At 72.7% G+C, this 21,773-nt stretch carries 20 protein-coding genes; 11 read left to right on the top strand and 9 right to left on the bottom strand.

Going from position 1 to position 21,773, the window contains the following annotated elements:
* Positions 1 to 143 precede the first annotated feature (143 nt).
* From ABT403_RS18070 to ABT403_RS18045, 6 genes are all read left to right on the top strand, one after another.
* On the top strand, positions 144 to 2,171 hold the full coding sequence (locus ABT403_RS18070; RefSeq protein WP_425580128.1) for a hypothetical protein: 2,028 nt from the start codon (positions 144 to 146) through the stop codon (positions 2,169 to 2,171).
* Positions 2,172 to 2,281: 110 nt separating this feature from the next.
* Positions 2,282 to 3,811, top strand: a complete 1,530-nt coding sequence (gene pelF, locus ABT403_RS18065) for a GT4 family glycosyltransferase PelF (protein WP_344153686.1) — start codon at positions 2,282 to 2,284, stop codon at positions 3,809 to 3,811.
* A complete protein-coding gene (locus ABT403_RS18060; RefSeq protein WP_344153689.1) occupies positions 3,808 to 5,400 on the top strand; it encodes a hypothetical protein in 1,593 nt (530 codons plus the stop codon). The genes pelF and ABT403_RS18060 overlap by 4 nt, the downstream gene beginning before the upstream one ends.
* Entirely contained in the window at positions 5,397 to 6,077 is a 681-nt protein-coding gene (locus ABT403_RS18055) for a spherulation-specific family 4 protein (RefSeq protein ID WP_344153692.1), read from the top strand. The genes ABT403_RS18060 and ABT403_RS18055 overlap by 4 nt, the downstream gene beginning before the upstream one ends.
* Positions 6,074 to 6,898, top strand: a complete 825-nt coding sequence (locus ABT403_RS18050) for an endo alpha-1,4 polygalactosaminidase (protein ID WP_344153695.1) — start codon at positions 6,074 to 6,076, stop codon at positions 6,896 to 6,898. Before ABT403_RS18055 ends, ABT403_RS18050 begins: the two co-directional genes overlap by 4 nt.
* Positions 6,899 to 7,546: 648 nt before the next feature.
* Positions 7,547 to 8,365 carry an alpha/beta hydrolase gene (locus tag ABT403_RS18045; protein ID WP_344153697.1) on the top strand — a complete coding sequence of 273 codons (819 nt, stop codon included), beginning with the start codon at positions 7,547 to 7,549 and terminating at the stop codon, positions 8,363 to 8,365.
* Here ABT403_RS18045 and ABT403_RS18040 read toward each other — a convergent pair.
* Positions 8,362 to 9,636, bottom strand: a complete 1,275-nt coding sequence (locus tag ABT403_RS18040) for an NsdA family TPR-like regulatory protein (protein WP_344153699.1) — start codon at positions 9,634 to 9,636, stop codon at positions 8,362 to 8,364. The two genes, ABT403_RS18045 and ABT403_RS18040, sit on opposite strands and share 4 nt — an antisense overlap.
* Before the next feature lie 294 nt (positions 9,637 to 9,930).
* On the opposite strand from ABT403_RS18040, the gene ABT403_RS18035 reads away from it, so the two are divergent.
* Positions 9,931 to 10,188 (top strand): hypothetical protein, encoded by a 258-nt coding sequence (locus tag ABT403_RS18035; protein WP_344153702.1) that lies wholly within the window; start codon positions 9,931 to 9,933, stop codon positions 10,186 to 10,188.
* Between the two features lie 473 nt (positions 10,189 to 10,661).
* On the opposite strand, the gene ABT403_RS18030 is transcribed toward ABT403_RS18035, so the two are convergent.
* The 5 genes from ABT403_RS18030 to ABT403_RS18010 all read right to left on the bottom strand — a co-directional run bounded on the left by ABT403_RS18030 (position 10,662) and on the right by ABT403_RS18010 (position 17,097).
* Positions 10,662 to 11,837 (bottom strand): sensor histidine kinase, encoded by a 1,176-nt coding sequence (locus tag ABT403_RS18030; protein WP_344154816.1) that lies wholly within the window; start codon positions 11,835 to 11,837, stop codon positions 10,662 to 10,664.
* Positions 11,838 to 12,031: 194 nt separating this feature from the next.
* Entirely contained in the window at positions 12,032 to 12,775 is a 744-nt protein-coding gene (locus ABT403_RS18025) for a hypothetical protein (RefSeq protein WP_344153705.1), read from the bottom strand.
* Complete coding sequence (locus ABT403_RS18020) at positions 12,772 to 14,667, bottom strand: phosphatidylglycerol lysyltransferase domain-containing protein (protein WP_344153708.1); 1,896 nt, start codon at positions 14,665 to 14,667, stop codon at positions 12,772 to 12,774. Before ABT403_RS18020 ends, ABT403_RS18025 begins: the two co-directional genes overlap by 4 nt.
* An 81-nt stretch (positions 14,668 to 14,748) precedes the next feature.
* Positions 14,749 to 15,828: a nicotinate-nucleotide--dimethylbenzimidazole phosphoribosyltransferase gene (gene cobT / locus ABT403_RS18015; RefSeq protein ID WP_344153712.1), complete on the bottom strand. Its 1,080-nt coding sequence runs from the start codon at positions 15,826 to 15,828 to the stop codon at positions 14,749 to 14,751.
* Positions 15,829 to 15,882: 54 nt separating this feature from the next.
* Positions 15,883 to 17,097 carry a bifunctional adenosylcobinamide kinase/adenosylcobinamide-phosphate guanylyltransferase gene (locus ABT403_RS18010; RefSeq protein ID WP_344153715.1) on the bottom strand — a complete coding sequence of 405 codons (1,215 nt, stop codon included), beginning with the start codon at positions 17,095 to 17,097 and terminating at the stop codon, positions 15,883 to 15,885.
* A 93-nt stretch (positions 17,098 to 17,190) separates the two neighbouring features.
* On the opposite strand from ABT403_RS18010, the gene ABT403_RS18005 reads away from it, so the two are divergent.
* Positions 17,191 to 17,400, top strand: coding sequence for a hypothetical protein (locus tag ABT403_RS18005; RefSeq protein WP_344153718.1), 210 nt, complete (start codon positions 17,191 to 17,193; stop codon positions 17,398 to 17,400).
* Between the two features lie 54 nt (positions 17,401 to 17,454).
* Here ABT403_RS18005 and ABT403_RS18000 read toward each other — a convergent pair whose 3' ends face one another.
* Positions 17,455 to 18,198, bottom strand: coding sequence for a class I SAM-dependent methyltransferase (locus ABT403_RS18000; RefSeq protein WP_344154819.1), 744 nt, complete (start codon positions 18,196 to 18,198; stop codon positions 17,455 to 17,457).
* 77 nt (positions 18,199 to 18,275) lie between these two features.
* Complete coding sequence (locus tag ABT403_RS17995) at positions 18,276 to 18,875, bottom strand: DUF3043 domain-containing protein (RefSeq protein WP_344153722.1); 600 nt, start codon at positions 18,873 to 18,875, stop codon at positions 18,276 to 18,278.
* Between the two features lie 261 nt (positions 18,876 to 19,136).
* Here ABT403_RS17995 and ABT403_RS17990 point away from each other — a divergent pair, with 261 nt between their 5' ends.
* Both ABT403_RS17990 and pspAA read left to right on the top strand, forming a co-directional pair.
* On the top strand, positions 19,137 to 19,931 hold the full coding sequence (locus tag ABT403_RS17990; protein ID WP_344153725.1) for a PspA/IM30 family protein: 795 nt from the start codon (positions 19,137 to 19,139) through the stop codon (positions 19,929 to 19,931).
* Positions 19,932 to 19,945: 14 nt separating this feature from the next.
* Positions 19,946 to 20,224, top strand: a complete 279-nt coding sequence (gene pspAA / locus ABT403_RS17985; RefSeq protein WP_045946913.1) for a PspA-associated protein PspAA — start codon at positions 19,946 to 19,948, stop codon at positions 20,222 to 20,224.
* 70 nt (positions 20,225 to 20,294) lie between these two features.
* Here pspAA and ABT403_RS17980 read toward each other — a convergent pair whose 3' ends face one another.
* A complete protein-coding gene (locus ABT403_RS17980; protein ID WP_344153734.1) occupies positions 20,295 to 21,110 on the bottom strand; it encodes a hypothetical protein in 816 nt (271 codons plus the stop codon).
* A 70-nt stretch (positions 21,111 to 21,180) separates the two neighbouring features.
* Between ABT403_RS17980 and ABT403_RS17975 the strand changes: the two genes are divergently transcribed.
* Positions 21,181 to 21,773: adenosylcobinamide-GDP ribazoletransferase (locus ABT403_RS17975; protein ID WP_351649275.1), on the top strand; the 593-nt coding region annotated here is incomplete at its 3' end.

The following is a 21,773-nucleotide window of genomic DNA, read 5'->3' as shown; positions in this document are numbered from 1 at the left end:
CCTAGACCTGACGAGGTCCGAGAGGATCGAGCCACTCTCGCAAGGGGACGCGGGGTCCTTTTGCATGATTTCCACAGAGCCTCCCCGGCCCGGCCGTCCGCCAAGGGCCGCGCCGAGGGACGCCTGCGGGGGGAAAGGCCGAAATGGTCAAAAAGAACCGGATGAACAGGGCCGCCGCAGCCATGGGCGTAGCGGCGCTGATCTCCGTAGCCGTACCCGCCACGACCGTCCACGCGGCGACCGTGGCACCGCGCATCGACCTGAAGGTGCTGGTCGTCGACGACGGCGGCAGCTCGGTCGGCGCGATCACCGCGGAACTCCGCGACACCGGGGTCCCGTTCACGCGGATCGACCTGGGCAGCGCGAGCCGCCCGGTGATCGACGCCGCCTTCCTCAGCGACACCGTCAGCGGCCGCCCGCGCGCCAAGTACCAGGGCGTGGTCCTGCCGAACGAGAACCCCTTCGGCGCGGGCTCCGCCGAGATGGCCGCGCTCACCGCGTACGAGAGCGCGTACGGGATCCGCCAGGTGGACGCCTACACCTGGGCGCACCCCGAGGTCGGCCTGGAGTACACGGACAACGGCGGCTACACCGGCACCCTCGACGGCACGCAGGCCGCCGTCACCGCCGCCGGCAAGTCGGGCCCCTTCGGCTACCTCGGCGGTCAAGTGACCTTCGAGGACAACTCCCCTCTCATTCCGGAGAGTTACGGGTTCATCGCCAAGCCGATGGCCGGCTTCACCAGCTACGTCGACGCCCCCGTGGGCTCCGGACGGGGCTCGCTCGTCGGCGAGTACGCCCACGACGGGCGCAGCGAGCTCGTCGTCACCTTCGGCTACAACCAGTACCAGCAGCAGTTCCGGCTGCTGGCGCGCGGCATCGTCGAATGGCTCACCCAGGGCGTCCACCTCGGCCAGGAGCGCAACTACTTCGCCGTCCACGTCGACGACGTCTTCGCCCCGGACGCCCGCTGGGACAAGTCCCTCAACTGCACCCCCGGCGACTACGCCTGCGCGGGCGGCGAGGGCAAGGAGTCGACGATCCGCATGACCGCCGCCGACGCCCAGTACCTGGCGCAGTGGCAGACCTCCAAGGACTTCAAGCTGGACCTGCTCTTCAACGCGGGCGCCGGCGAGGAGTGGAAGACCGAGAACGGCGGCACCGACGCCCTCACCACCCAGCTCCTGGCCGACAAGGCCAAGTACCGCTGGATGAACCACACCTACACCCACCTCTTCCTCGGCTGCACCCAGGACGTCAGCGTCAGCCCCTGGACCTGCACCAAGGACGCCCAGGGCCAGACCCTGTGGATGAGCCGCGCCGACATCTCGGCGCAGATCCGCGACAACAACAACTGGGCCGCCTCCAAGGGCCTCACCACCGACCGCTCCGAGCTCGTCACCGGCGAGCACTCCGGTCTCAAGACCCTCCCGCAGCAGCCGCAGGACAACCCCAACCTGGCCGGCGCCCTCGCCGACAACGGCGTCAAGTGGGCCGGCAGCGACAACTCCCGCGAACCCGACCAGCGGGCGGTCGGCGCGGCCCTGACCGTCCCCCGCTACCCGATGAACGTGTACTACAACACGGGCACCAACGCGGAGATGGCCGACGAGTACAACTGGATCTACACCAGCCGTGCCGACGGCGGCAGCGGCCTCTGCGAGGACAACCCCGCGACCTCCACCTGCCTGCCGGCCCCGCTGGACGCCACCACCGGCTACCTCGACCACATCGTTCCCGCCGAGGCGCGCATCGCCATGCGCCACGTCCTGAACAACGACCCCAAGCCGCACTACGTCCACCAGTCCAACCTCGCCGAGGACCGCACCTTGTACCCGGTGCTCAACCAGGTCCTCGACACCTACCGCTCCCTCTACGCGCCCAGCGCGCCGATCGTCAACCAGAGCATGAAGGCCACCGGCGTCGAGCTCCAGCGCCGCGCCGCCTGGGACAAGGCCATCGCCGCCGGCCAGGTCACCGCCTACCGCATCGGCAAGGACGTCACCGTCAAGGCGCCCTCCGGAGTCCTCGCCCCGGTCACCGCGCCGAACGGGACGAAGAAGCAGCTCCTGCTCGGCACCGCCGACTTCGGCACCGCCTACGCCGGCACCCGCTCCGCCTGGACCGGCCCCGAACTGCTCCAGTCGGCGGTCACCCTCCGGCTCCTCTGAGCGCGGGGCCCAGCGCCCCGACACCGCACGCACCACCGCGTAGTACCCAGTGCCGGCGCTCCGCCAACCACGGGCGCCGGCCCCTTTTCAGTCCTGGGGGGACTCAGCACATGAGCCATGGGCGTCACGTCACCATGCTCACCGAAGGCACCTACCCGCACGTCCACGGGGGCGTCAGCACCTGGTGCGACCAGCTGGTTCGCGGTATGCCGGAGGTCGACTTCAACGTCATAGCCCTGACCGGCTCCGGACGCGAGCCGGTCACCTGGGAGCTGCCGCGCAACGTCTACCGGCACACCGCCGTCCCGCTGTGGGGCCCGCCGCCCCCGAAGGCCCGCCGCACCGCCCTGCGCGGCAAGGCCCACCGCCGCTTCACCGAGGTCTACGAAACCTTCCTGCTCTCCCTGATCGACCCCGACCCGGCCACCGGCGGGGACAGGGGCTTCTCCGAGGCCCTGGGCGAACTCGCCCGCCTCGCCCGCGCCGGCCGGCTCGCCCCGGCCCTGCGCTCCGAACCGGTACTGCGCCTGCTGATGGCCGTATGGACCCGCCCCGGCCTGACCACCGCCGCCGCCGAGCCCACCGTCCACGACGCACTCACCGCCACCGACCTGCTGGAACACGCCCTGCGCCCGCTGTCCGTGCGGATCCCGCCCGACAGCGTCGCCCACGCCGTCAGCAGCGGCCTCGCCACCCTCCCCGCCCTCGCCGCCAAACGCCTCGACGGGGTCCCCTTCCTCCTCACCGAACACGGCATCTACCTGCGCGAGCGCTACCTCGGCTACCGCACCGCCGCCCAGCGCTGGCCCGTCAAGGCCCTGATGCTGGGCTTCTACCGCGAGCTGAACTCCGAGGGCTACCGGCAGGCCGACCTGATCACCCCGTGCAACCAGTACAACCGGCGCTGGGAGGAACGCGGAGGCGCCGACTCCGAACGGATCCGCACCGTCTACAACGGCGTCGACCCGCACGTCTTCCCCGACGCCGGCCCCGAACCGGACGTCCCCACCCTCAGCTGGTGCGGCCGCATCGACCCGATCAAGGACCTCGAAACCCTCATCCGCGCCTACGCGTTCATGCGCGAGGAACTGCCCGCCCTGCGCCTGCGCCTCTTCGGCCCGGTCCCGGCCGGCTGCGAGGAGTACAAGCTCCGCCTGGAGAAGCTCGCCGCCGAACTCGGCGTCGCCGACGGCATCACCTGGGAGGGCCGGATCAGCGAGGTCGCCCAGGCCTACGCCGCCGGCAGCGTCGTCATGCTCTCCAGCATCAGCGAGGGCTTCCCCTTCAGCATCATCGAAGCCATGTCCTGCGGCCGCACCACCGTCTCCACCGACGTCGGCGGCGTCCGCGAGGCCGTCGCCGACACCGGCCTCGTCGTCCCGCCCCGCGAGCCCGAGACCATGGCCCGCGCCACCCTCGCCCTCCTGCGCGACGACGAACGCCGCGCCGAACTCGGCCGCCTGTCCCGCAAACGGGTCGTCGAGAAGTTCACCCTCCACCAGTCCGTGGACGGCTTCCGCCACATCTACCGGGAGCTGGCCGGCCAGCCCGTCCTGCCCGTCCACCCCGGCGACCGGTGGACGCAGCGCCTCGCCGACCCCTGGTACCGCGAACTCGCCGCCGACGGGAGCCTGTGGTGAGCGGATCCCTCTGGCTGCGGCCCCCGGGCCCCGACGGCCCCTGGACGCACGTCGGCCACTCCGTCCGCCCGCGCCCCGGCGCGGCCGCGGCCACCGACACCCTGCCCGACCTGCCCCGGCCCGGCCGGGCCGGAGACCCGGGCGCCGACCCGATGGACGAACTCGCCGAGCGGCTCGGCGCGTTCGTCGCCGCCGCCGTCCACCCCGACGAGATCGCCGCCGTCCTCGAATCCGACGGCATGACCGACGAGTACATCCGCCTCACCTACGGACGCCCCGACTCCTTCACCCTCGCCGAGGAGCTCTACCACCGCGTCCCCCGCTCCTTCCCCGAACCCGACGCCCTCCCCGACCCCTGGAAGGTCTCCCTCATTGCCTGCCTCCTGCGCGGGCTGATCTTCGCCCTCCCCGGCCTCGCCTACCTCCTCGGCGAACCCCTCCTCGAAGGCCCGCCCGACCGGCTCGGCCTGCCCGCCGGCACCCTCACCCTGCTCGCCGGCGCCCTCATCGGCTGGGTCTGGGACCAGACCCTCTCCCACCGCGCCTACACCTGGCTCGGCCTCGGCGACCGCGCCGCCGCCGGACGCACCCTGCTCGTCGGCGCCCCCGTCGGCGCCCTCCTCGGCACCGCCGCAGCCCTCGCCGTACCCGGCGGGCCCCCGTTCTCGTACGCCTTCGCCGCCGGGCAGGCCCTGTACGTGGGCGCCGCCACCGTCCTGCTCGTCCTCGGCCGGGAACGGCTGCTGCTCGCCGCGCTCGCCCCGATGGCCGCCGGGTCGGTCCTCGCCCTCTTCACCGACCCGCCCGTACCCGTACGCGTCGCCCTGCTGCTCACCTCCCTGGCCGCCGCCTGCGCCCTGGCCCTGCGGGAACTCCCGGTGGCGCAGGGGGTACGGGCCGCCGTACGCAAGATCCGCGGTTCGGCGCGGCGCCACCCCGGCGAAGAGGGCGCCGTGCGCTGGCGGATGCTGCGCGGCGCCGAAGAGGAGCACCGCCGCCACGGGCCCCGCATCGGGGACTCGGTGCCGTACGGGGTCTTCGGCCTCGGCACCGGCCTGCTCGTGCTGTACGCCGCCCTCGGGGAGGTGCTCACCGGCGGCCCCGCCGAAGCCGTCGCCGCCCCCTCGGCGGTGGCCCTCACCCTCAGCATGGGGCCCGCCGAATGGCTCCTGCACCGCTTCCGCAGCGGCAGCCTGGCCGGGCTGCGCGCCGCCCGCTCCCCCCGGTCCTTCCGGCGGCGCATGCTCGCCACCCTCGGCCAGTGCCTCGCCCTCTACCTCGCGGTGCTGCTCCTGCTCGGCACCGCCGGCACCCTGCTGTGGCCGCAGGCCCCCGGCCTGACCTGGGACCGCGTCGCCACCCTGCTGCTGCTCGGCGCCGTGATGTGGACCGGGCTGCTCCTGCAGTCCTTCGGCGCCGTCCGCCCCGCCGCCGCGATCTGCGCCGCCGCGGCCGCCGCCCAGAGCCTGGCCCTGCTGGCCGGCGCCGCGGCGCCCCGGCTGCTCCAGCCGGCCGTGGCGGGCGTGGCGGCGGCCGTCCTGTCCGTCCTGGTCTGCCTGCTCCTCGGCCGCGCGACGGCACACCGATGACCCCGTACCCCGAGAAGGCCCCCATGCTCCTGGTCCCGCTCTACGAGCATCCCGCCGACCGGCCCGAGGCCTGGGAACAGCTCATCGCCTCCGCCGGCCGGCTGCACTCGGTGGTCCTCAACCCCGCCAGCGGGCCGGGCGAGGCCCCCGACGCACGGTTCGCCGCCGTCGCCGCCCGGCTCCGGGAGGCCGGCGTCCCCGTCCTCGGCTACACCGACACCGACTACGGACGCCGCCCCCACGCCGACGTCGTCCAGGACCTGCTACGCCACCGCGACTGGTACGACGCCGACGGTGCCTTCCTCGACCAGGCCGCCTCCGGTCCCGAACTCCTGCCCCACTACGGCCGTCTCACCGTCGCCGCCCGGGCCGCCGGAGCCCGTATGCTCGTCCTCAACCACGGCGTCCACCCGCACCCCGGGTACGCCGCCCTCGCCGACCTCCTCGTCACCTTCGAGGGCCCCTGGGACGCCTACCGCGACGGGGCCTCCGCACCGCCCCCCTGGACCGCCGACCACCCGGCCGACCGGTTCTGCCACCTCGTCTACGCCGTCCCGCCGCACGCCCCGGCCGCCCAGCTCGCCGCCGAGCGGCACGCGGCCGTCCACTGCGCCGTCCCCGGCACCGGCGCCCACCCGTGGGGGACCCTCCCGTACGCCCTGGAGACCGTCGGATGAAGCGTTTCGCCACCGCCGCGCTGGCCGCCCTGCTGCTGCTCACCGCCGCCTGCACGGCGGGCCCGGACGACGGGGACGACGACGGGCAGACCCCGGCCCCGGAACCCTCCCAGGCCCCGGGCGGACGCTGGCAACCCCGGCCGGGGACGGCCTGGCAGTGGCAGCTCACGGAAAAGCTGGACACGTCGGTGAAGGTGCTGGTGTACGACGTGGACGGGTTCAACACGACGAAGGAGCAGGTGGCGGGGTTGCGGGCGGCCGGCCGGCGGACCATCTGCTACATCTCCACGGGCGCCTGGGAGGACTTCCGCTCCGACGCCGACGCCTTCCCCAAGCCCCTCCTCGGCGAGGGCAACGGCTGGGAGGGCGAACGCTGGCTCGACATCCGGCAGACGGCCGCCCTGGAACCCCTGATGGCGAAGCGCTTCGACATGTGCCGGGAGAAGGGCTTCGACGCGGTGGAGCCGGACAACATGGACGGCTACAAGAACCAGACGGGCTTCCCGCTGACGGCCGACCACCAGCTCACCTACAACCGCCTGATCGCCCGGCTCGCCCACGACCGGGGGATGGCGGTGGGCCTGAAGAACGACCTGGACCAGATCCCGCAACTGGTCGGCGACTTCGACTTCGCGGTCAACGAACAGTGCGCCCAGTACGAGGAATGCGACAGCCTGACCCCCTTCATCAAGGCGGGCAAGGCGGTCTTCCACGTCGAATACGAACGCTCGACGAGCGAGTTCTGCGACCGCTCACGCGAACTGAAACTGAGCTCGATGGAAAAGAAATACGGCCTGGGCCCCTGGCGCAAGCCCTGCTGACGGGCGGGGAGACAGTGCACCCCTTCTCGTTCGGGCCCGCCATCTCCCCCTCGAGGTGCCGGGGGCGGGTCGGAGCTTGCCCACCCGCCTCCCCGGGTGCGGGTGGGCGGGGCGGGGGCGGAAGGCCGCCGGGGCGGGACTGACCTGCTGACCGGGACCGGGGGAGGTCGGGACCCCACTCAGCGGTCTCAGGGAGGGTTGGGGGTTTCCCGTCAGTCTCATCGTCCTTCCGCGTCGGGCCGCCCTGTCAAGGGCGCTCCTTCGTCGCGTCGCTTCGCGATGGCCTTCGGCCACCCTTGACAGACCGTCCCGCCGCGAAATGCCGAAGACTGCCGGGAACCCCCCAAAGGAACGGGACGGACGTTCATGGGGCATGCGGCCGAATCAGCGATGAGCCGGGAGGTCGGGGGTCGGCAGACCAGAGACCCGGCCCCCGACCGGCGAAGCCGGAGCCTGGGGCCACCCCACGCATCAAATCGCTACGCGCTCCTCATCGCTTAGCGTCCGGCGGCCGTCTGGGGCTGGTACCTGCACGACATGCCAATTCGGGCGGCATCCGGGAGTGGTGGGCGCGTGAGATTGCTCTACGCTCCTCGTTTCTCGGCGTCCGGCAGCCGGATTCGGCTTCTGCTCCCTACCATCGGGGGCATGGCCTCTGAGTGGGAAGTTCGGTTCCGGTCGCTCGACGGTACAGAGCTGGCGGGGACGGTCATGGCGCCGACTGAGGTGGCGGCGAAGGGGTGCGCCGTCCTGGTACACGGTGCCGGCGTCACCAGGGAGGAGGGGGGCTTCTTCAGCCGGCTGGCTGGAGGGCTCGCTGAGGCCGGCTTGCTCTCGTTGCGGTTCGATCTGCGGGCGCACGGGGCGAGCGGGGGGCGAGCGCGGGACATCACCATCGCCGGGATCGCCAACGACATCCGGGCCGCCGTGGACCAGGTGCGCCGGGAGAGGGGGATCGACGTGGCGCCTCATGTGATCGCGGCCTCGTTCTCCGGGGGTGCCGCCGCGTTGCACGCCGGCTACCGGCCTCAGGACGTGGGACGGCTGGTGCTGTTGAACCCGCGCCTGGACTATCGGGACCGTTACGTGGACAGCCGCCCGTACTTCGAGGGCGACTACATCTCCAGCACGGCCGCGCGGGATCTGAACGAGGTCGGCTTCACCGAGAAGTCGCCCTTCGAACTGGGCCGGGCTCTGCACAACGAGGTGTTCTATCTGGACCCGGAGGTCTACCTGCGAGCGGTTCGGGCGCCGGTCCTGGTCGTGCACGGGACGAAGGACACGTTCGTGCCGGTGGAGTCCTCACGCCGGTACCTTCCCGCCTTCACCGGTCCTGCCGAGCTGTTGGAACTGGACGGCGCCCAGCACGGATTCGCCGTACACGAGGACCCTGGCTACGCCGATCCGCAGACGCAGATCTGGCAGGCGCAGGTCATCGACCGGGTGAGCGGGTTCCTGGCGGCCTAGACCGGCAGCTCCGCAAGGGCCTGGCGCAGCTCGCGGACGGCAGGACGTCGTGCGTGGACGCGCAGCTCCGCGGCCGTTCTGCGCAGCTCGCCCAGTGCTTGGCCGAAGCCGGGCGTGGCGGCGAGACGGAGTGCGGCCATGCCGGTGGTGGCGGCATGGTCGGGTTCATCCGCTGCCGCCAGCGCTCCCGAGAGGTGGGCGGTGAAGAACGCACGGTCGCGAGGGGCGAAGGTGCCCTGGGCCAGGTGTTGTCGGAGGAGGTCCACGGCGCGGGAGGCCTGGCCGGCCTCGCGGTGGCTGATCGCGCTCTGTGCCATCAGTCGATCGATGGTGTATCCGGCGCACAGGGGCCCGGTGCAGCTGGCGGGTTCGGGATTCCCGGCCCGGCCAAGGGCATGGTGGGCTTGGTCCAGGGTGCGGGCGACGGTGTCGGGCGGGGCTCCGGTGAGGGCGAGGGCGCGCGCTTCCTGCTGGAGGGCCTCAGCCTGGGCGCGCGGCGGGAGCGTCCAGGGGCCGTGGGCGGCGGCGTGCGCGAGGTCGAGCATGCGACCTGCGTCATGGCGATCGGTTGCCTGCGCCTTCCGCAGGAGGACATAGGCGTGCATGGGGGCGTCGCCCGTGACGGTCGCCCACTCGACGGCTCGGTCGTGAAGGAAGACCGTGACGTGTGCCGGGGCGCCCGCGTCCCGATGCAGCCAGGCGGTGAACTCCGCTGCCCGTGCGCCCACGCCGAGCAGTTCGCGACGGATGGACGGAGAGGCTTCATGAGCCAGGTGCTCGATGACGGCCAGGAGCTCGGACGCCGCTGGAAGCGCCTGCCGAGGCCCGGCACTTCCGTCAGCCCGGGCCAACTCGTCCAGAGCGCTGCGCAGGTACCCGACCAGAGCCTGGTCTTGGTAGCGGCGTGCATGGTTCAACCGGTCAAGGCCTGACGGGCCGAGCAACGGAGCGATTCCGAGCACCCCCTGAAGGAACGACCGCCTACGCACCGCGCCCTCCTCAGCCGGTTCCGTCCGTGCGCTGTGGGGCGGCACGAAGCCCAGTTGCTCCAACGGCATCCCGAACATGGCCCGCAGTACTCGTCGCGCCTGGGTGTTGGGCCAGCCCGGCTTCGCCGACTCCCAGCGCCGCACCTGCCGTACATCGATCTCGCCCGTCTCACCCAGGGCTGCCGCGTGTACGGCATAGGCCCGGGCCACGTCGGCCTGGCTGTGCCAACCACGTTCCAGCCGCGCGGCACGGAAGGCGGGATTTCCAGGAATCTGGGACATCAATCTCCCCAGTGCGACGAGAGCCACTTGTCCGGGGATGACGCTACTCCGGCGAGATGTCCTCTGATGTGTCCTCGTTGCATCTCGTGCCCACGCCTACGGTCGCAGAGAGAGCAAGGGAGGACACCTGAATGACCGTTGACGTACAAGAGCCCGCCCCCGGGCCATCCGGCCACGGCCAGCCATCCCCGGAACTGCTGGCCCGCGCGGAGCGGGGTCTCATGCGATTCCTCATCCACTGGCCCCAGCCGAGCGATGGCATCTGCGGCGTCGGCACGGCCGAAGGGCCGTCCGATGAGTGAGCAGTACGAGTACGTCCCCCACCGCCTCCTGCGCCGCCGGGTCCACGACCTCGCCTCCGGCACCGAGGGCGAGCTGATGGCCGTCATCAACGAGAACGTCTCCGACTGCCCCACCTACGAACGCTGGATGGAACTCGCCTATATCCGGGGCGCATCCGGCCGAGAGTTCACCACCGCCGTCGAGAACATCGTCCCCGCCCATGACCAGCCCAAGACAGCCGCCGGACGCCGAGATATGGGCAGCGCGTAGCGATCTGATGCGCCGGACAGGGCCCGATGCCGTCCTGTTCGGCCTTTGGCGCGGGTAGCGGCCCCAGACGGCCGCCGGACGCTGAGATGCGAGAAGCGCGTAGCGATCTGGTGCGTGGGCTGGCCCGGATTGCCGTTTGGCGTTGTCGGGGGCCGGATGTGTGGTCTGCCGTGGCCCGGTCTGCCCGGCTGGGCGCTGATCCCGCCGCATGCCCGCCTTCCATCCGTCCCGTTCCTTTGGGGGGTTCCCGGCAGTCTTCGTTTTTCCGTGGCGGGACGGTCTGTCAAGGGTGGCCGAAGGCCATCGCGGAGCGACGCGACGAAGGAGCGCCCTTGACAGGGCGGCCCGACGCGGAAGGACGATGAGACTGACGGGAAACCCCCAAGCCCTCTCTGAGACCGCCCCACCGGGACCCCGACCATCCCCCGCCCCCGACCCCTCGCGGGGGCAAAAGCGGGCCCGCGCCGTGAGCGCTACACCGGCAGGATCGCGTGCACCCTGTACCCGCCCCCGTAGCGCGGGCCCGTGAAGCAGGTGCCGCCCAGGGCCGTGGCGCGTTCGCGCATGCCGAGGTGGCCGTGGCCGCCGCCCGGGGGGCCGGGGGCGGGAGCGGAGTCGGCGGAGTCGCCGCCGTCGTCCAGGACGGTCACCTCCACCGAGGCGCCGACCCGGACCACGCTGACCTCGGCCTGCGCTCCCGGGCCCGCGTGCTTGCGCACGTTGGTCAGGGCCTCCTGGATCACCCGGTACGCCGCCAGGTCCACGGCCGCCGGCAGCGGCCCGGTGCCCGTCCCCAGCTGGACGGTGGCCTCCACCGGCAGGCCCGCGTGCCGGAAGGTGTCGAGGAGCTCGTCCAGTACGGCCAGCCCCGGCGCCGGTTCCGTCGGGGCCTCCGGGTCGCCGGACTGGCGGAGCAGACCGACCGTCGCCCGCAGCTCGTTCAGGGCGGACCGGCTCGCGTCCCGTACGTGGGCCAGGGCCTCCTTGGCCTGGTCGGGCCGCTTGTCCATGACGTGCGCGGCCACCCCCGCCTGCACGTTGACCAGGGCGATGTGGTGGGCGACCACGTCGTGCAGGTCCCGGGCGATGCGCAGCCGTTCCTCGGCGACCCGGCGCCGGGCCTCCTCCTCGCGGGTCCGTTCGGCGCGCTCGGCCCGTTCGCGGATGGCGTCGACGAAGGCCCGCCGGCTGCGGACGGCGTCTCCGGCGGCCGCGGCCATTCCGGTCCAGGCGAAGATGCCGATGTTCTCCTGCGCGTACCAGGGGAGCGGCCCGGCGAGCATGGCCACCCCGGTCAGGCCGGCCATCGTCAGCAGCCCGGTGCGCCAGGTGGTGGGCCGGTCGGTGCGGGCGGCGACCGTGTACAGGGCGATGACGGCGCTCATCGCGACGGGTGCCCGGGGCTCGCCGGTGGCCAGCTCGATCAGGGTGAGCCCGCAGGTGACGGCGAGGACGGTGCGCGGGCTGCGGCGGCGGAAGACGAGGGCGGCCGCGCCGAGCAGCATCAGCAGCAGGGAGACGGGCTCGGGGGCGCGGGTGCGGAAGGTGGGCCCGAGCGGGCCGTGCGGGTCGACGAAGGACCCGAGGACCATGGAGACCAGCGCCCCGAGCGCCAGTACGGCGTCGGTGGCGAGCGGATGGGCCCGCATCCACTGCCGCCCGGTGGGGAAGGGCCCGGGCCCGAGGTCTGTGGTCGTCACCCGGCTACGGTACGGGCTCGCGCGCACGGCGCCGCAGGGCGTCGGGCGGTACGGGGCGATCGGCGAAGGCGAAGGCGAAGGGTCACCCCCGAACCGGCACCGCGTCCATGCCACGCCACGCCACGCCACGCCGGGCGCCGGCCTCAGGCCCCGTCCGGGGGCCGGGGCAGGCGCAGGCGGCGGGGCGGGGGTGGGGTGCGGCGGCCCAGGGGGGCGCGGGAGCGGGGCGGGCCCCACTTCGCCCGCACCACGCACACCGCCATGACGGCGGCGATGGCCGCGAGGTGTTCCTTGCCGGCGAGGTTGTCCTTGATCAGGACCTCCCCGGTCATCACGAGGATCACCAGGGTCCCGGTGAGGTAGGCCCGGTAGCGCCAGCACACGTAGATGGCCAGGCCCACCACCGCCGCCGACGGGCCGGTGTCGTTGACGACGCGGTCGGTCACCGGCAGGCCGAAGGGGTGGTCGGGGCCCAGGGAGAGCCCGATGCGGGCGTAGGTGGTGCCGGCGAGGGTGGCGATGTACCCGATCAGCAGGGTGCGCCACCAGCCGATGCAGATCTCGGCGATCCCGAAGACCAGCAGGATCTGCGCGAGCGCCCCCCACACGGGCAGGTCGAGGGCGGGGACGAAGAGGGAGAGCGGCGTGCGCAGCAGCGCGAGCCACAGGGGGTCGACGGCCTTGACGGACCCGAGGTTCTGGACGGGCTGGAAGCCCCACGACGTGTTCTGCACGATCTGGAAGACCGAGGTGAGGCAGACGGCGCCGATGGTCATCGGGATCGCGCGCCACTTGTCACGGACGAGGGCGTCCCCGAGGGTCCAGAACAGGGGGCCCCACTCGCGGCGGGCGAACCGCCGCGGTGAGGCCGTCGTCCACGACGTCAACGAATCGTCTCCAGATGTCTGCGGTGCAGCCACTTCGGCAGGCCGGGCGCCTCCAGGAAGCCCTCGGCCCGGCCCGCCGCGATTCCGATGCGCAGCAGGTCGGAACTCTTCTCGAAGAGCATGAACCGCGGCTCCCAGATCGGACGGTATTTGGCGTTGGCCCGGTAGAGGGACTCGATCTGCCACCAGCGGGAGAAGAAGCTCAGCAGCGAGCGCCACATGCGCAGCACCGGACCCGCCCCGAGCTTGGACCCCCGCTCGAAGACGGAACGGAACATCGCGAAGTTCAGTGAGACCTGTGTGACGCCGATCTCCTTCGAGCGTTCCAGGAGTTCGATGACCATGAACTCCATCAGGCCGTTCTCGGAGTCCCGGTCACGGCGCATCAGGTCGAGGGAGAGCCCCTTGGGGCCCCACGGTACGAAGGACAGCACGGCGCGCAGGTCGCCGTTGCCGTCGGTGCACTCCAGCATCACGCACTGGCCGTCGTCGGGGTCGCCGAGGCGTCCCAGGGCCATGGAGAAGCCGCGTTCGGTGGCGCCGTCGCGCCAGTCGTCGGCGCGCTGGAGGAGGACGGCCATCTCGTCGGCGGGGATGTCGGCGTGGCGGCGGATGCGGACGGTGTAGCCGGCGCGCTTGACGCGGTTGTAGGCCTGCCGGACGGTGCGCATGGCGCGGCCCTCCAGCGTGAACTCGTCGGTCTCGACGATGGCCTCGTCGCCCAGCTCCAGGGCGTCCAGCCCGTGGCGGGCGTAGATCTGTCCGGCTTCCTCGGAGGCGCCCATCACGGCGGGCACCCAGCCGTGCTCGCGGGCCTCGGCCAGCCAGGGCTCGATGGCGCCGGGCCAGGCCTCGGGGTCGCCGATGGGGTCGCCGGAGGCCAGCGAGACCCCGCCGACGACGCGGTAGGTGACGGCGGCCTTGCCGGTGGGGGACCAGATGACGGACTTCTCGCGGCGCAGCGCGAAGTAGCCGAGGGAGTCGCGGTCGCCCTGCTTGGCGAGGAGCGCGCGCAGCCTCTCCTCGTCCTCGGGGGTGATCGGGTCGACGGCGCGGCGCGAGCGGAAGGCGGCGAACAGCACGGCGAGCAGCAGCAGCATCGACATGACGTTGATGAAGACGTCCACCCAGGCGGGGGTGGTGATCGCGTTGTACGCCTTGTCGTCGGGGGCGAGGGTGATCAGCCGCATCACGCCGTAGCGCCAGCGGGCGAGGAACGTGGCGTCGGCCCGGTCGGGGTCGGTGTTGGTGGCGCCGACGAGGAGGGCGGCGACGAGCGAGGTGAGCAGCAGGCCGGCGGCGCCGACGACGGTGGCCAGCGCGGGGTTGGAGCGGTCACCCTTGGCGTAGAACTCGTGGCGGCCCATCAGGAGGGCGCCGACGAACGCGGCGGTGAGGGCGAGCGAGACCCAGTTCTGGGCGTGGTCGCGGAACTCCGGGTAGCACAGGCTGAACTCGCCGCCGGTGCACGGGGCGAAGGCGGCGACGGCGAACGCCATCAGCAGCAGTCCGCTGACGACCAGGTTGAGGATCCAGGCGGCGCGCTTGCGGCGGCCCATGGTGACGGCGAGCAGCAGCGAGAACAGGCCGGAGGCGAAGCCGGCCGTCAGCAGGTACGGGGTGTAGAAGTCGGCGGTGTTGTGCCTGCGCAGGTCCTGCCCGAGCGAGAGCCACACCGCGCTGAGGAAGTTGACGAAGGTGACGGCCCGCAGGTACCAGACCGCGAAGGCGGCGCTGCGCCGCGAACCCGGGCTTCCCCTGCGGGTCTCCGGCTTGGCCGCGGCCTCCCCTCCCTGCTCCTTCTCCTTCTCCTTCTTGTTGCTGGAACCCTTGCCGGAAGCCTGATCGAGGCTGTTCCGGTTTTCTACGCTGGTCAAGCGGACCTCTCCCATGAAACGCGATGATATGGGCGTCACCGGTCCGCAGGCCGTACGGGCACTGCGGACCGGCCAGGCCCTTGGTGCCCGGTACTTTCAGTCCGTCTTCTGGTCCGTCGGGGTCTCTCCGGAGGACGTCTCCGGGAGTTCCGCGGCGAGCGCGGCGGCCGCCTGGACGAGGGGGAGCGCCAGCAGGGCACCGGTTCCCTCTCCCACTGTGACGCCGTGGTCGAGCACGGGGTTGAGTGCCATCCGGTCCAGTGCCTTGGCCTGGCCCGGTTCCCCGCTGCTCTGTCCGGCGAGCCACCAGTCCGGGGCGCGGAAGGCGGCCCGCTGGGCGACGAGCCCGCAGGCGGCCGAGACGATCCCGTCGAGGATGACGGGCGTACGGCGTACCGCGGACTGGAGCAGGAAGCCGGTGATGGCGGCGACGTCGGCGCCGCCGACCGCCGCCAGGAGCGCCGTCTGGTCGCCGAGCACGGGGCGGGCGCGGCGCAGCGAGTCGCGGATGGCGGCACACTTGCGCATCCAGGCCAGGTCGTCGATGGGCCGTCCGCCTCGGCCGGTGACCACGGAGGCGTCGGTGCCGCACAGGGCGGCGACGAGGGTGGCGGCGACGGTGGTGCCGCCCACGCTGAGGTCGCCGAGGACGACGAGGTCCGTCCCGGAGTCGGCCTCCTCGTCGGCGATCCGGATGCCGAGCCTCAGCGCGGCCTCGGCCTCCTCGGCCGTGAGCGCGTCCTCGACGTCGATGCGTCCGCTGCCGCGTCGTACGCGGTGGCGGACGACCTCCTCGGGCAGCAGCTGCGGGTCGCAGTCGAGGCCGGCGTCGATGACGCGGACGCCCGCGCCGAAGCGCTCGGCGAGGATCGAGACCGGGCTGGTCCCGTCGAGGACGGCGCGCACCAGCTCGTGGGCGCCGCCCGCGGGCCGGGCGGAGACCCCGCCGGCGGCGATGCCGTGGTCGGCAGCGAACAGGACGACCCGCGGCCGCTCGATGGGCTTGACCGGTACCCGGCCCTGCGCGGCGGCCAGCCATTCGGCGAGCTCGTCGAGCCGGCCCAGGGCACCGGGCGGCACGCCGAGCCGTCCACGGCGCTCCTCGGCGTCACGACGGACGCCCCCGTCGGGGCGTTCGATCAGATCGGAGAAGTCGTCGAGATTCAGCGTGGTCATCTGCCAGAGATTACAGCCGCCGGGAGCCTCCTTCGGGGGGCGGCCGCCGATCCGTCAGGAAGGCTGCTCCTTGAGTACGAGGGCCTGCCCGGCGACGACCAGGAGGACGTGCTCGCACTCGCCCGCGACCGCGTTGTTGAGGCGGCCCAGCTCGTCGCGGAACCGCCGTCCGGAGGCGGTCGCGGGGACCACCCCGGAGCCCACCTCGTTGCTCACGAGCACCACCGTGCGGCGGGTGGCGCGGACGGCCGCCACCAGGTCCGCGATCCGGGCGCGGAGCTCCTTCTGCCCGCCGGCCGCCCAGACGGCGTCGTCCCAGGCCCCGGCGCGGTCCATGGCGTCGGTGAGCCACAGGGCGAGGCAGTCGATCAGCAGGGGTGCCCCGGGCAGTTCCAGCAGCGGTACCAGGTCGCAGGTCTCGGCCGTCCTCCAGTGGGCGGGCCGCCGCTCGCGGTGGAGGCCGACGCGCTGGGCCCATTCCGCGTCGCCGTCGCGGGTGCCGCCGGTGGCGACGTAGGTCACCTCGGGGAAGGCCTCCAGGCGCCGTTCCGCCTCGACGGACTTGCCGGAGCGGGCGCCGCCGAGCACCAGGGTGCGGCGCGGTACGTCGGGCACCGCGTGGTAGTCGCCCGCGGTGAGCGTGGTGCCGTCGGGTACGGCGCGGGCCCCGGCGGCGGCGCAGCGGCGGTCCAGTTCCCGGCCGGGCGGGGTGTCGTGGTCGAGGTGGACGGCGATCACGTCGGTGGCGGGGCCGACGGCTCCGGTCGACCGGAGCCGGGCCAGGGCCTCGGGCCGGCCGAGCACGTCGGCGAGGACCACGTCGTAGGGGCGGCGGGCGGGCGTCGCCTCGGTGCCGGCCGGTGCCCCGCCGGGCGGCAGGTACAGCATCCGGGCCCCGTCGGGGCCGGTGACCTCGTACCCGGTGCCGGGCGCGTCCATCGGTACGGCCCGCACCCGGTGCCCGCTGATCACGGCGAGTTCCCGCCCGTCGGGGACTCGTCCGGCGGCGGGCAGCCCGGGCGGCAGCTCGACGGGGGGCCCGTCGTGCGGGTGGGTCAGCAGCACCTGCCGTACGCCCGCCAGCGAATGCCCGGCGCGGGCCCCGGCCAGGACCGCCCCGGGGGTGAGGTCGAGGAGGAGCGCGCCGTCGACGAGGACGGAGGTCGCGGCGCGCGCCCGGGTGCCGACGCAGACCGCGCAGACCGCGCAGGGACAGCCGGGGCGGGGCAGTCCTTCGGGGGTACCGGTGCCGAGGAGAGTGAGTTCCACACGGAGATCCTCTCGCTTCGCCGGTACTGGTGCGCGCCCGGTTACTCTCTGGGCACACTCAAGGCGAGTAGCGGACGAGCAACGGAGGCGGACATGGCGTGGACGTGGCGGTTCGAGGCGGCCGACGGCGCGGAGGTGGCCCCGGCGGTGGAACCGGAGGAGTTCACCACGCAGGGGGACGCGGAGTCCTGGATCGGCGAGGTCTGGAAGGAGCTCCTGGACGGCGGCGCGGAACGGGTCACCCTGTTCGAGGACTCGACGGAGATCTACACGATGAGCCTCAGCGCGGCAGCGGAGGCCTGACGTACGAAACCCCCGGGGGCGGATCCCCGGGGGTTTTCCGTTCCGCGGGCTTCCTCAGCCCCGCACCCCGCACAGGTGCAGCAGCGCGGCGACCGAGCGGTAGGGGTCGGTGCGCCCGGCCCGTTCCTCGGCGGCCAGCAGCCGCTCCAGCTCCTCCTCGGGCGGGAGCTCGGCCGCGGCCTCGGTCCCGTCGGTGAAGACGCGGACCCCGTACCAGGCGTGCAGCGGCGCGCCGATCCCCGACAGGGTGGCCGTCAGGTCGGCGAGCCGGTCGGCCCGTACCTCCAGGCCCAGCCGGTTCGTGTAGTCGACGGTGTCGAAGGCGGCCAGCGCCCCCGTCCAGTCCCCGGACAGCCCCGGCCGCAGGGCGAGGGCGTCGCCGTTGCGCACGAGCAGGGACAGCAGTCCGCCCGGGGCCAGCATCCGGGCCAGCCCGGCGAGCATGGCGTCGGCCTCGGACACGTACATCAGTACTCCGTGGCACAGCACCACGTCGAAGCTGCCGGGCCCGAAGTGCGCGCCCGTCTCCCGGCCGTCGCCCTCGATCAGCTCGACCCGGTCGCGGATCCCGGCGGGCTCGGCGGCCAGCGCGGCGTGCGCGACGGCCAGCATGGCGGCGTCCTGTTCGAGACCGGTGACCATGTGCCCGGCGCGGGCCAGGCGCAGTGCCTGGGTCCCCTGGCCCATGCCGACGTCGAGGACGCGCAGCCGCTGCCCGACCGGGAAGCGCTGCGTGATCTGTTCCTCGACCTGCCGGCCGACGAGTTCCTGGCGGACCGCGTTGCGCAGTCCGCCCAGGCCCTCCAGCCAGAGCCTGGCTCCCCCCGCGAAGCCCTCCCCCTTCGACGCCCCAGTTGAACCGGGCGTCGCTCCGGTCAGGGCCGTTCCCCGCGCTTGACCTGCGGCTTGGGGAGGCGCAGGCGGCGCATCTGGAGGGTGCGCATCAGGCCGTAGGCGATGGCGCCGCGGCGGGGCTCGTCCTTGAAGCGCTCGTTCAGGGCCTTGCGGAGGCGGAAGACGAGGCCGATCGAGTCCAGGACGATCAGGACGATCACGCCGAGCCACAGCAGCAGGGCGACGTTCTGGATCGAGGGGACCCGGATCATGCTCAGCACCAGGATGATCACGGCCAGCGGCAGGAACATCTCGGCGACGGAGAAGCGGGAGTCCACGAAGTCGCGGACGAACCGGCGGACGGGACCCTTGTCACGGGCCGGCAGATAGCGCTCGTCGCCGTTGGCCAGCGCCTCGCGCTGCCGGGCCATCTCTTCCCGGCGGCGCTCGCGGGCCCGGCGGGCGTCCTCCTTGCGGTTGCCGGTCGAGGCCACGACGGCCTTGCGCTGCGACTGGGCCACAGCACGCTTCGGCGTCGGGCGGCCCTTGGGGGCCTGCGGGTCACGGGGCTGCGAGGGGCCGGCGCTCACCTTTTCGGTGGCGGAGGCCTTCTCTTCCTTGGAGGAGCGGCTACCAAACACAGACACAACCCTACGTGGTCGAGGGCGGGCGGCCCACCTCGGCGGGGAACGATCCGGCAACGGCGGGCGTCTTCCCCGTACGAGGCTCCTGAGGTCCTCGGGGATCACCTACTCCTTACGCCTGATACGGCGCGGGGGTACTCGTCCTGGAGGAGGAGCGCATCCGTACTCGAACAGTGCGGTAATGGAAGCAGGGCCCGTACTGTGGGTCCTGTCGGTGACCTGGAGCACAGTCCGTCTAGAAGGGGGCGCGCGCAGCCCATGAGCGGTGTCATGAAGCGTATGGGGATGATCTTCCGCGCGAAGGCGAACAAGGCCCTTGACCGGGCCGAGGACCCGCGCGAGACCCTCGACTACTCCTACCAGAAGCAGCTGGAGCTGCTGCAGAAGGTGCGCCGAGGCGTCGCCGACGTGGCGACCTCCCGCAAGCGGCTGGAGCTCCAGCTCAACCAGCTGCAGAGCCAGTCCGCCAAGCTGGAGGACCAGGGCCGCAAGGCCCTCGCCCTGGGCCGTGAGGACCTGGCCCGCGAGGCCCTGTCCCGCCGCTCCTCGCTCCAGCAGCAGGTCAGCGACCTGGAGGTGCAGCACCAGACCCTCCAGGGCGAGGAGGAGAAGCTGACGCTGGCCGCCCAGCGCCTCCAGGCCAAGGTGGACGCCTTCCGGACGAAGAAGGAGACCATCAAGGCCACCTACACCGCCGCCCAGGCGCAGACGCGGATCGCGGAGTCCTTCTCCGGCATCTCCGAGGAGATGAGCGACGTCGGCCTGGCGATCCAGCGGGCCGAGGACAAGACCGCCCAGCTCCAGGCCCGCGCCGGCGCGATCGACGAGCTGCTGGCCTCCGGCGCCCTGGACGACCAGAGCGGCCTCGGCTCCAAGGACGACATCCAGGCCGAGCTCGACCGCCTCTCCGGCGGCAACGACGTCGAGCTGGAGCTCCAGCGGATGAAGGCGGAGCTGGCCGGCGGCCCGTCCGCGCAGCAGCAGGCCATCGAGGGCGGCGCCCCGGGCACCGCCCAGCCGCAGCAGACCCAGCACCGGTTCGACAAGCAGTAGGACAGGGGCCCGTCATGATTGTCCGCATCATGGGGGAAGGTCAGGTGAAGGTGGCCGACGGTCACTTCGCCGAGCTCAACAAGCTGGACGACGAACTCCTGGAGGAGATGGAGTCGGGCGACGAGGCGGGCTTCCGGCGCACGCTGGGCGCCCTGCTCGACGCCGTACGGCGGCTGGGCACCCCCCTGCCCGACGACGCCCTGGAGCCCTCCGAGCTGATCCTGCCCGCCCCGGACGCGACCCTCGACGAGGTCCGGGACATGCTCAGCGACGACGGCCTCATCCCGGGCTGACCGCGCCCGCGCACAGGACACCGATCCACGCGAAGGGTCCGCCCCCGTCACAGGGGGCGGACCCTTCGTGTCATCCGCAGCCGTGCCCCGGACCGCCCCCGCCGCCGCTCCGCTGCCGGTCCCGTTCCCGTTCCCGTTCCCGCTCGCGGTCGGGATCGGACAGGCCGCTGATGAAGTTCTCGAACCGGCGGCGCGGCCGGGCCCAGCGCCGGTCGTGGTGGAAGGCCCGCAGCCCCGCCTTGGCGCGGGCGCGCGGCCGGTGCGCGTAGAACCGCTTCGCGTAGGGGGACCCGGGCCGGGCCAGCCGGATCGCGCCGATCAGCGCGACGAAGGGGATGACCGTCCCGAAGACGGCCGTGCGCGGTTTGCCCTTCCACAGGGCGATCAGCGCCAGGAAGAAGTTGGTGGCGGTGTTCATGACGACGAGTCCCCGGCTGTGCCGCTCCCCGGGCGACAGCTCGTTCACCCCGAAGGGCAGGAAGCCGCCCAGCACCAGGGCGACCATCGCGGCCGTCAGTACGACGACCTCCACGCTCTTGCGGCCCTGCTCGCTCCAGTAGACGTCGTCCAGGTGCAGGATCAGCGCGAACTCGTCCAGCACCAGCCCCGCGCCCAGCCCGAAGAGCACGGCCGACAGGCCCGCGCCGAACGTGTGCCCGCCGCTGCCCACCGCCCCGAACCCGCCGATGATCACCAGGACCACGCCGGGCACCACGTGGTGGACGTGCAGACCGCCCGGGGTGATGTTCTTGAAGGGCCCCCGCCCCGCCCGGATCAGCCGGGTGATCACCCGTGTGACCAGGAACGAGAACACGAACGACAACAGGGCGAGCAGCAGCGGGAGCTTCCCCGGATCGACGATGTTCCGCTCCCACCAGTGACCCACGACACCCGCTCCCGATATGACACGTAATGAGCAATTTACCGTCCACCGTAAGCGGGTAGCGTTCGCGCCGATGACAGATTCGACCGATGATCGACCGCCGCTCCCGCCCGAGGAGCGCGCCACGCTGGCCGACGGGATCCGCTTCGCCTTCGGCACGCTGACCGTCCTGCCCGCGCGCATCACCCGCTGGGACCGGCCCGCCGCCCGCACCGGCATGGCCTGCGCCCCGCTCGCCGGCCTCGCCGTCGGCCTGCTCGCCACCGTACCCGCCACCCTGCTGCTCCTGCTCGGCGGCGGGCCCCTGCTCGCCGCCGCCGTCACCGTCGCCGTCCCCGCCGCCCTGACCCGCGGCCTCCACCTCGACGGGCTCGCCGACACCGCCGACGGACTCGGCAGCGCCAAGCCCGCCGAAGACGCCCTGCGGATCATGAAGCAGTCCGACATCGGCCCCTTCGGCGTCATCTCCCTGCTCCTCGTCCTCCTCGTCCAGGCCGCCGCCCTCGCGAACGCCTACGCCGACTCCTGGGCCCGGGGCGCGCTCGCCGCCGTCACCGCCGCCGTCACCGCCCGGCTCGCGATGACCCTCGCCTCCCGCGAGGGCGTCCCCGCCGCCCGCCCCGGAGGGCTCGGCGCGGCGGTCGCGGGCGTGGTCCCGCGCCGCGC

Origin of the sequence: Streptomyces sp. NPDC000075 (assembly GCF_040301925.1) — a bacterium.
GTDB lineage: Bacteria > Actinomycetota > Actinomycetes > Streptomycetales > Streptomycetaceae > Streptomyces > Streptomyces polychromogenes.
This window is presented reverse-complemented; position numbering and strand designations above follow the sequence as displayed.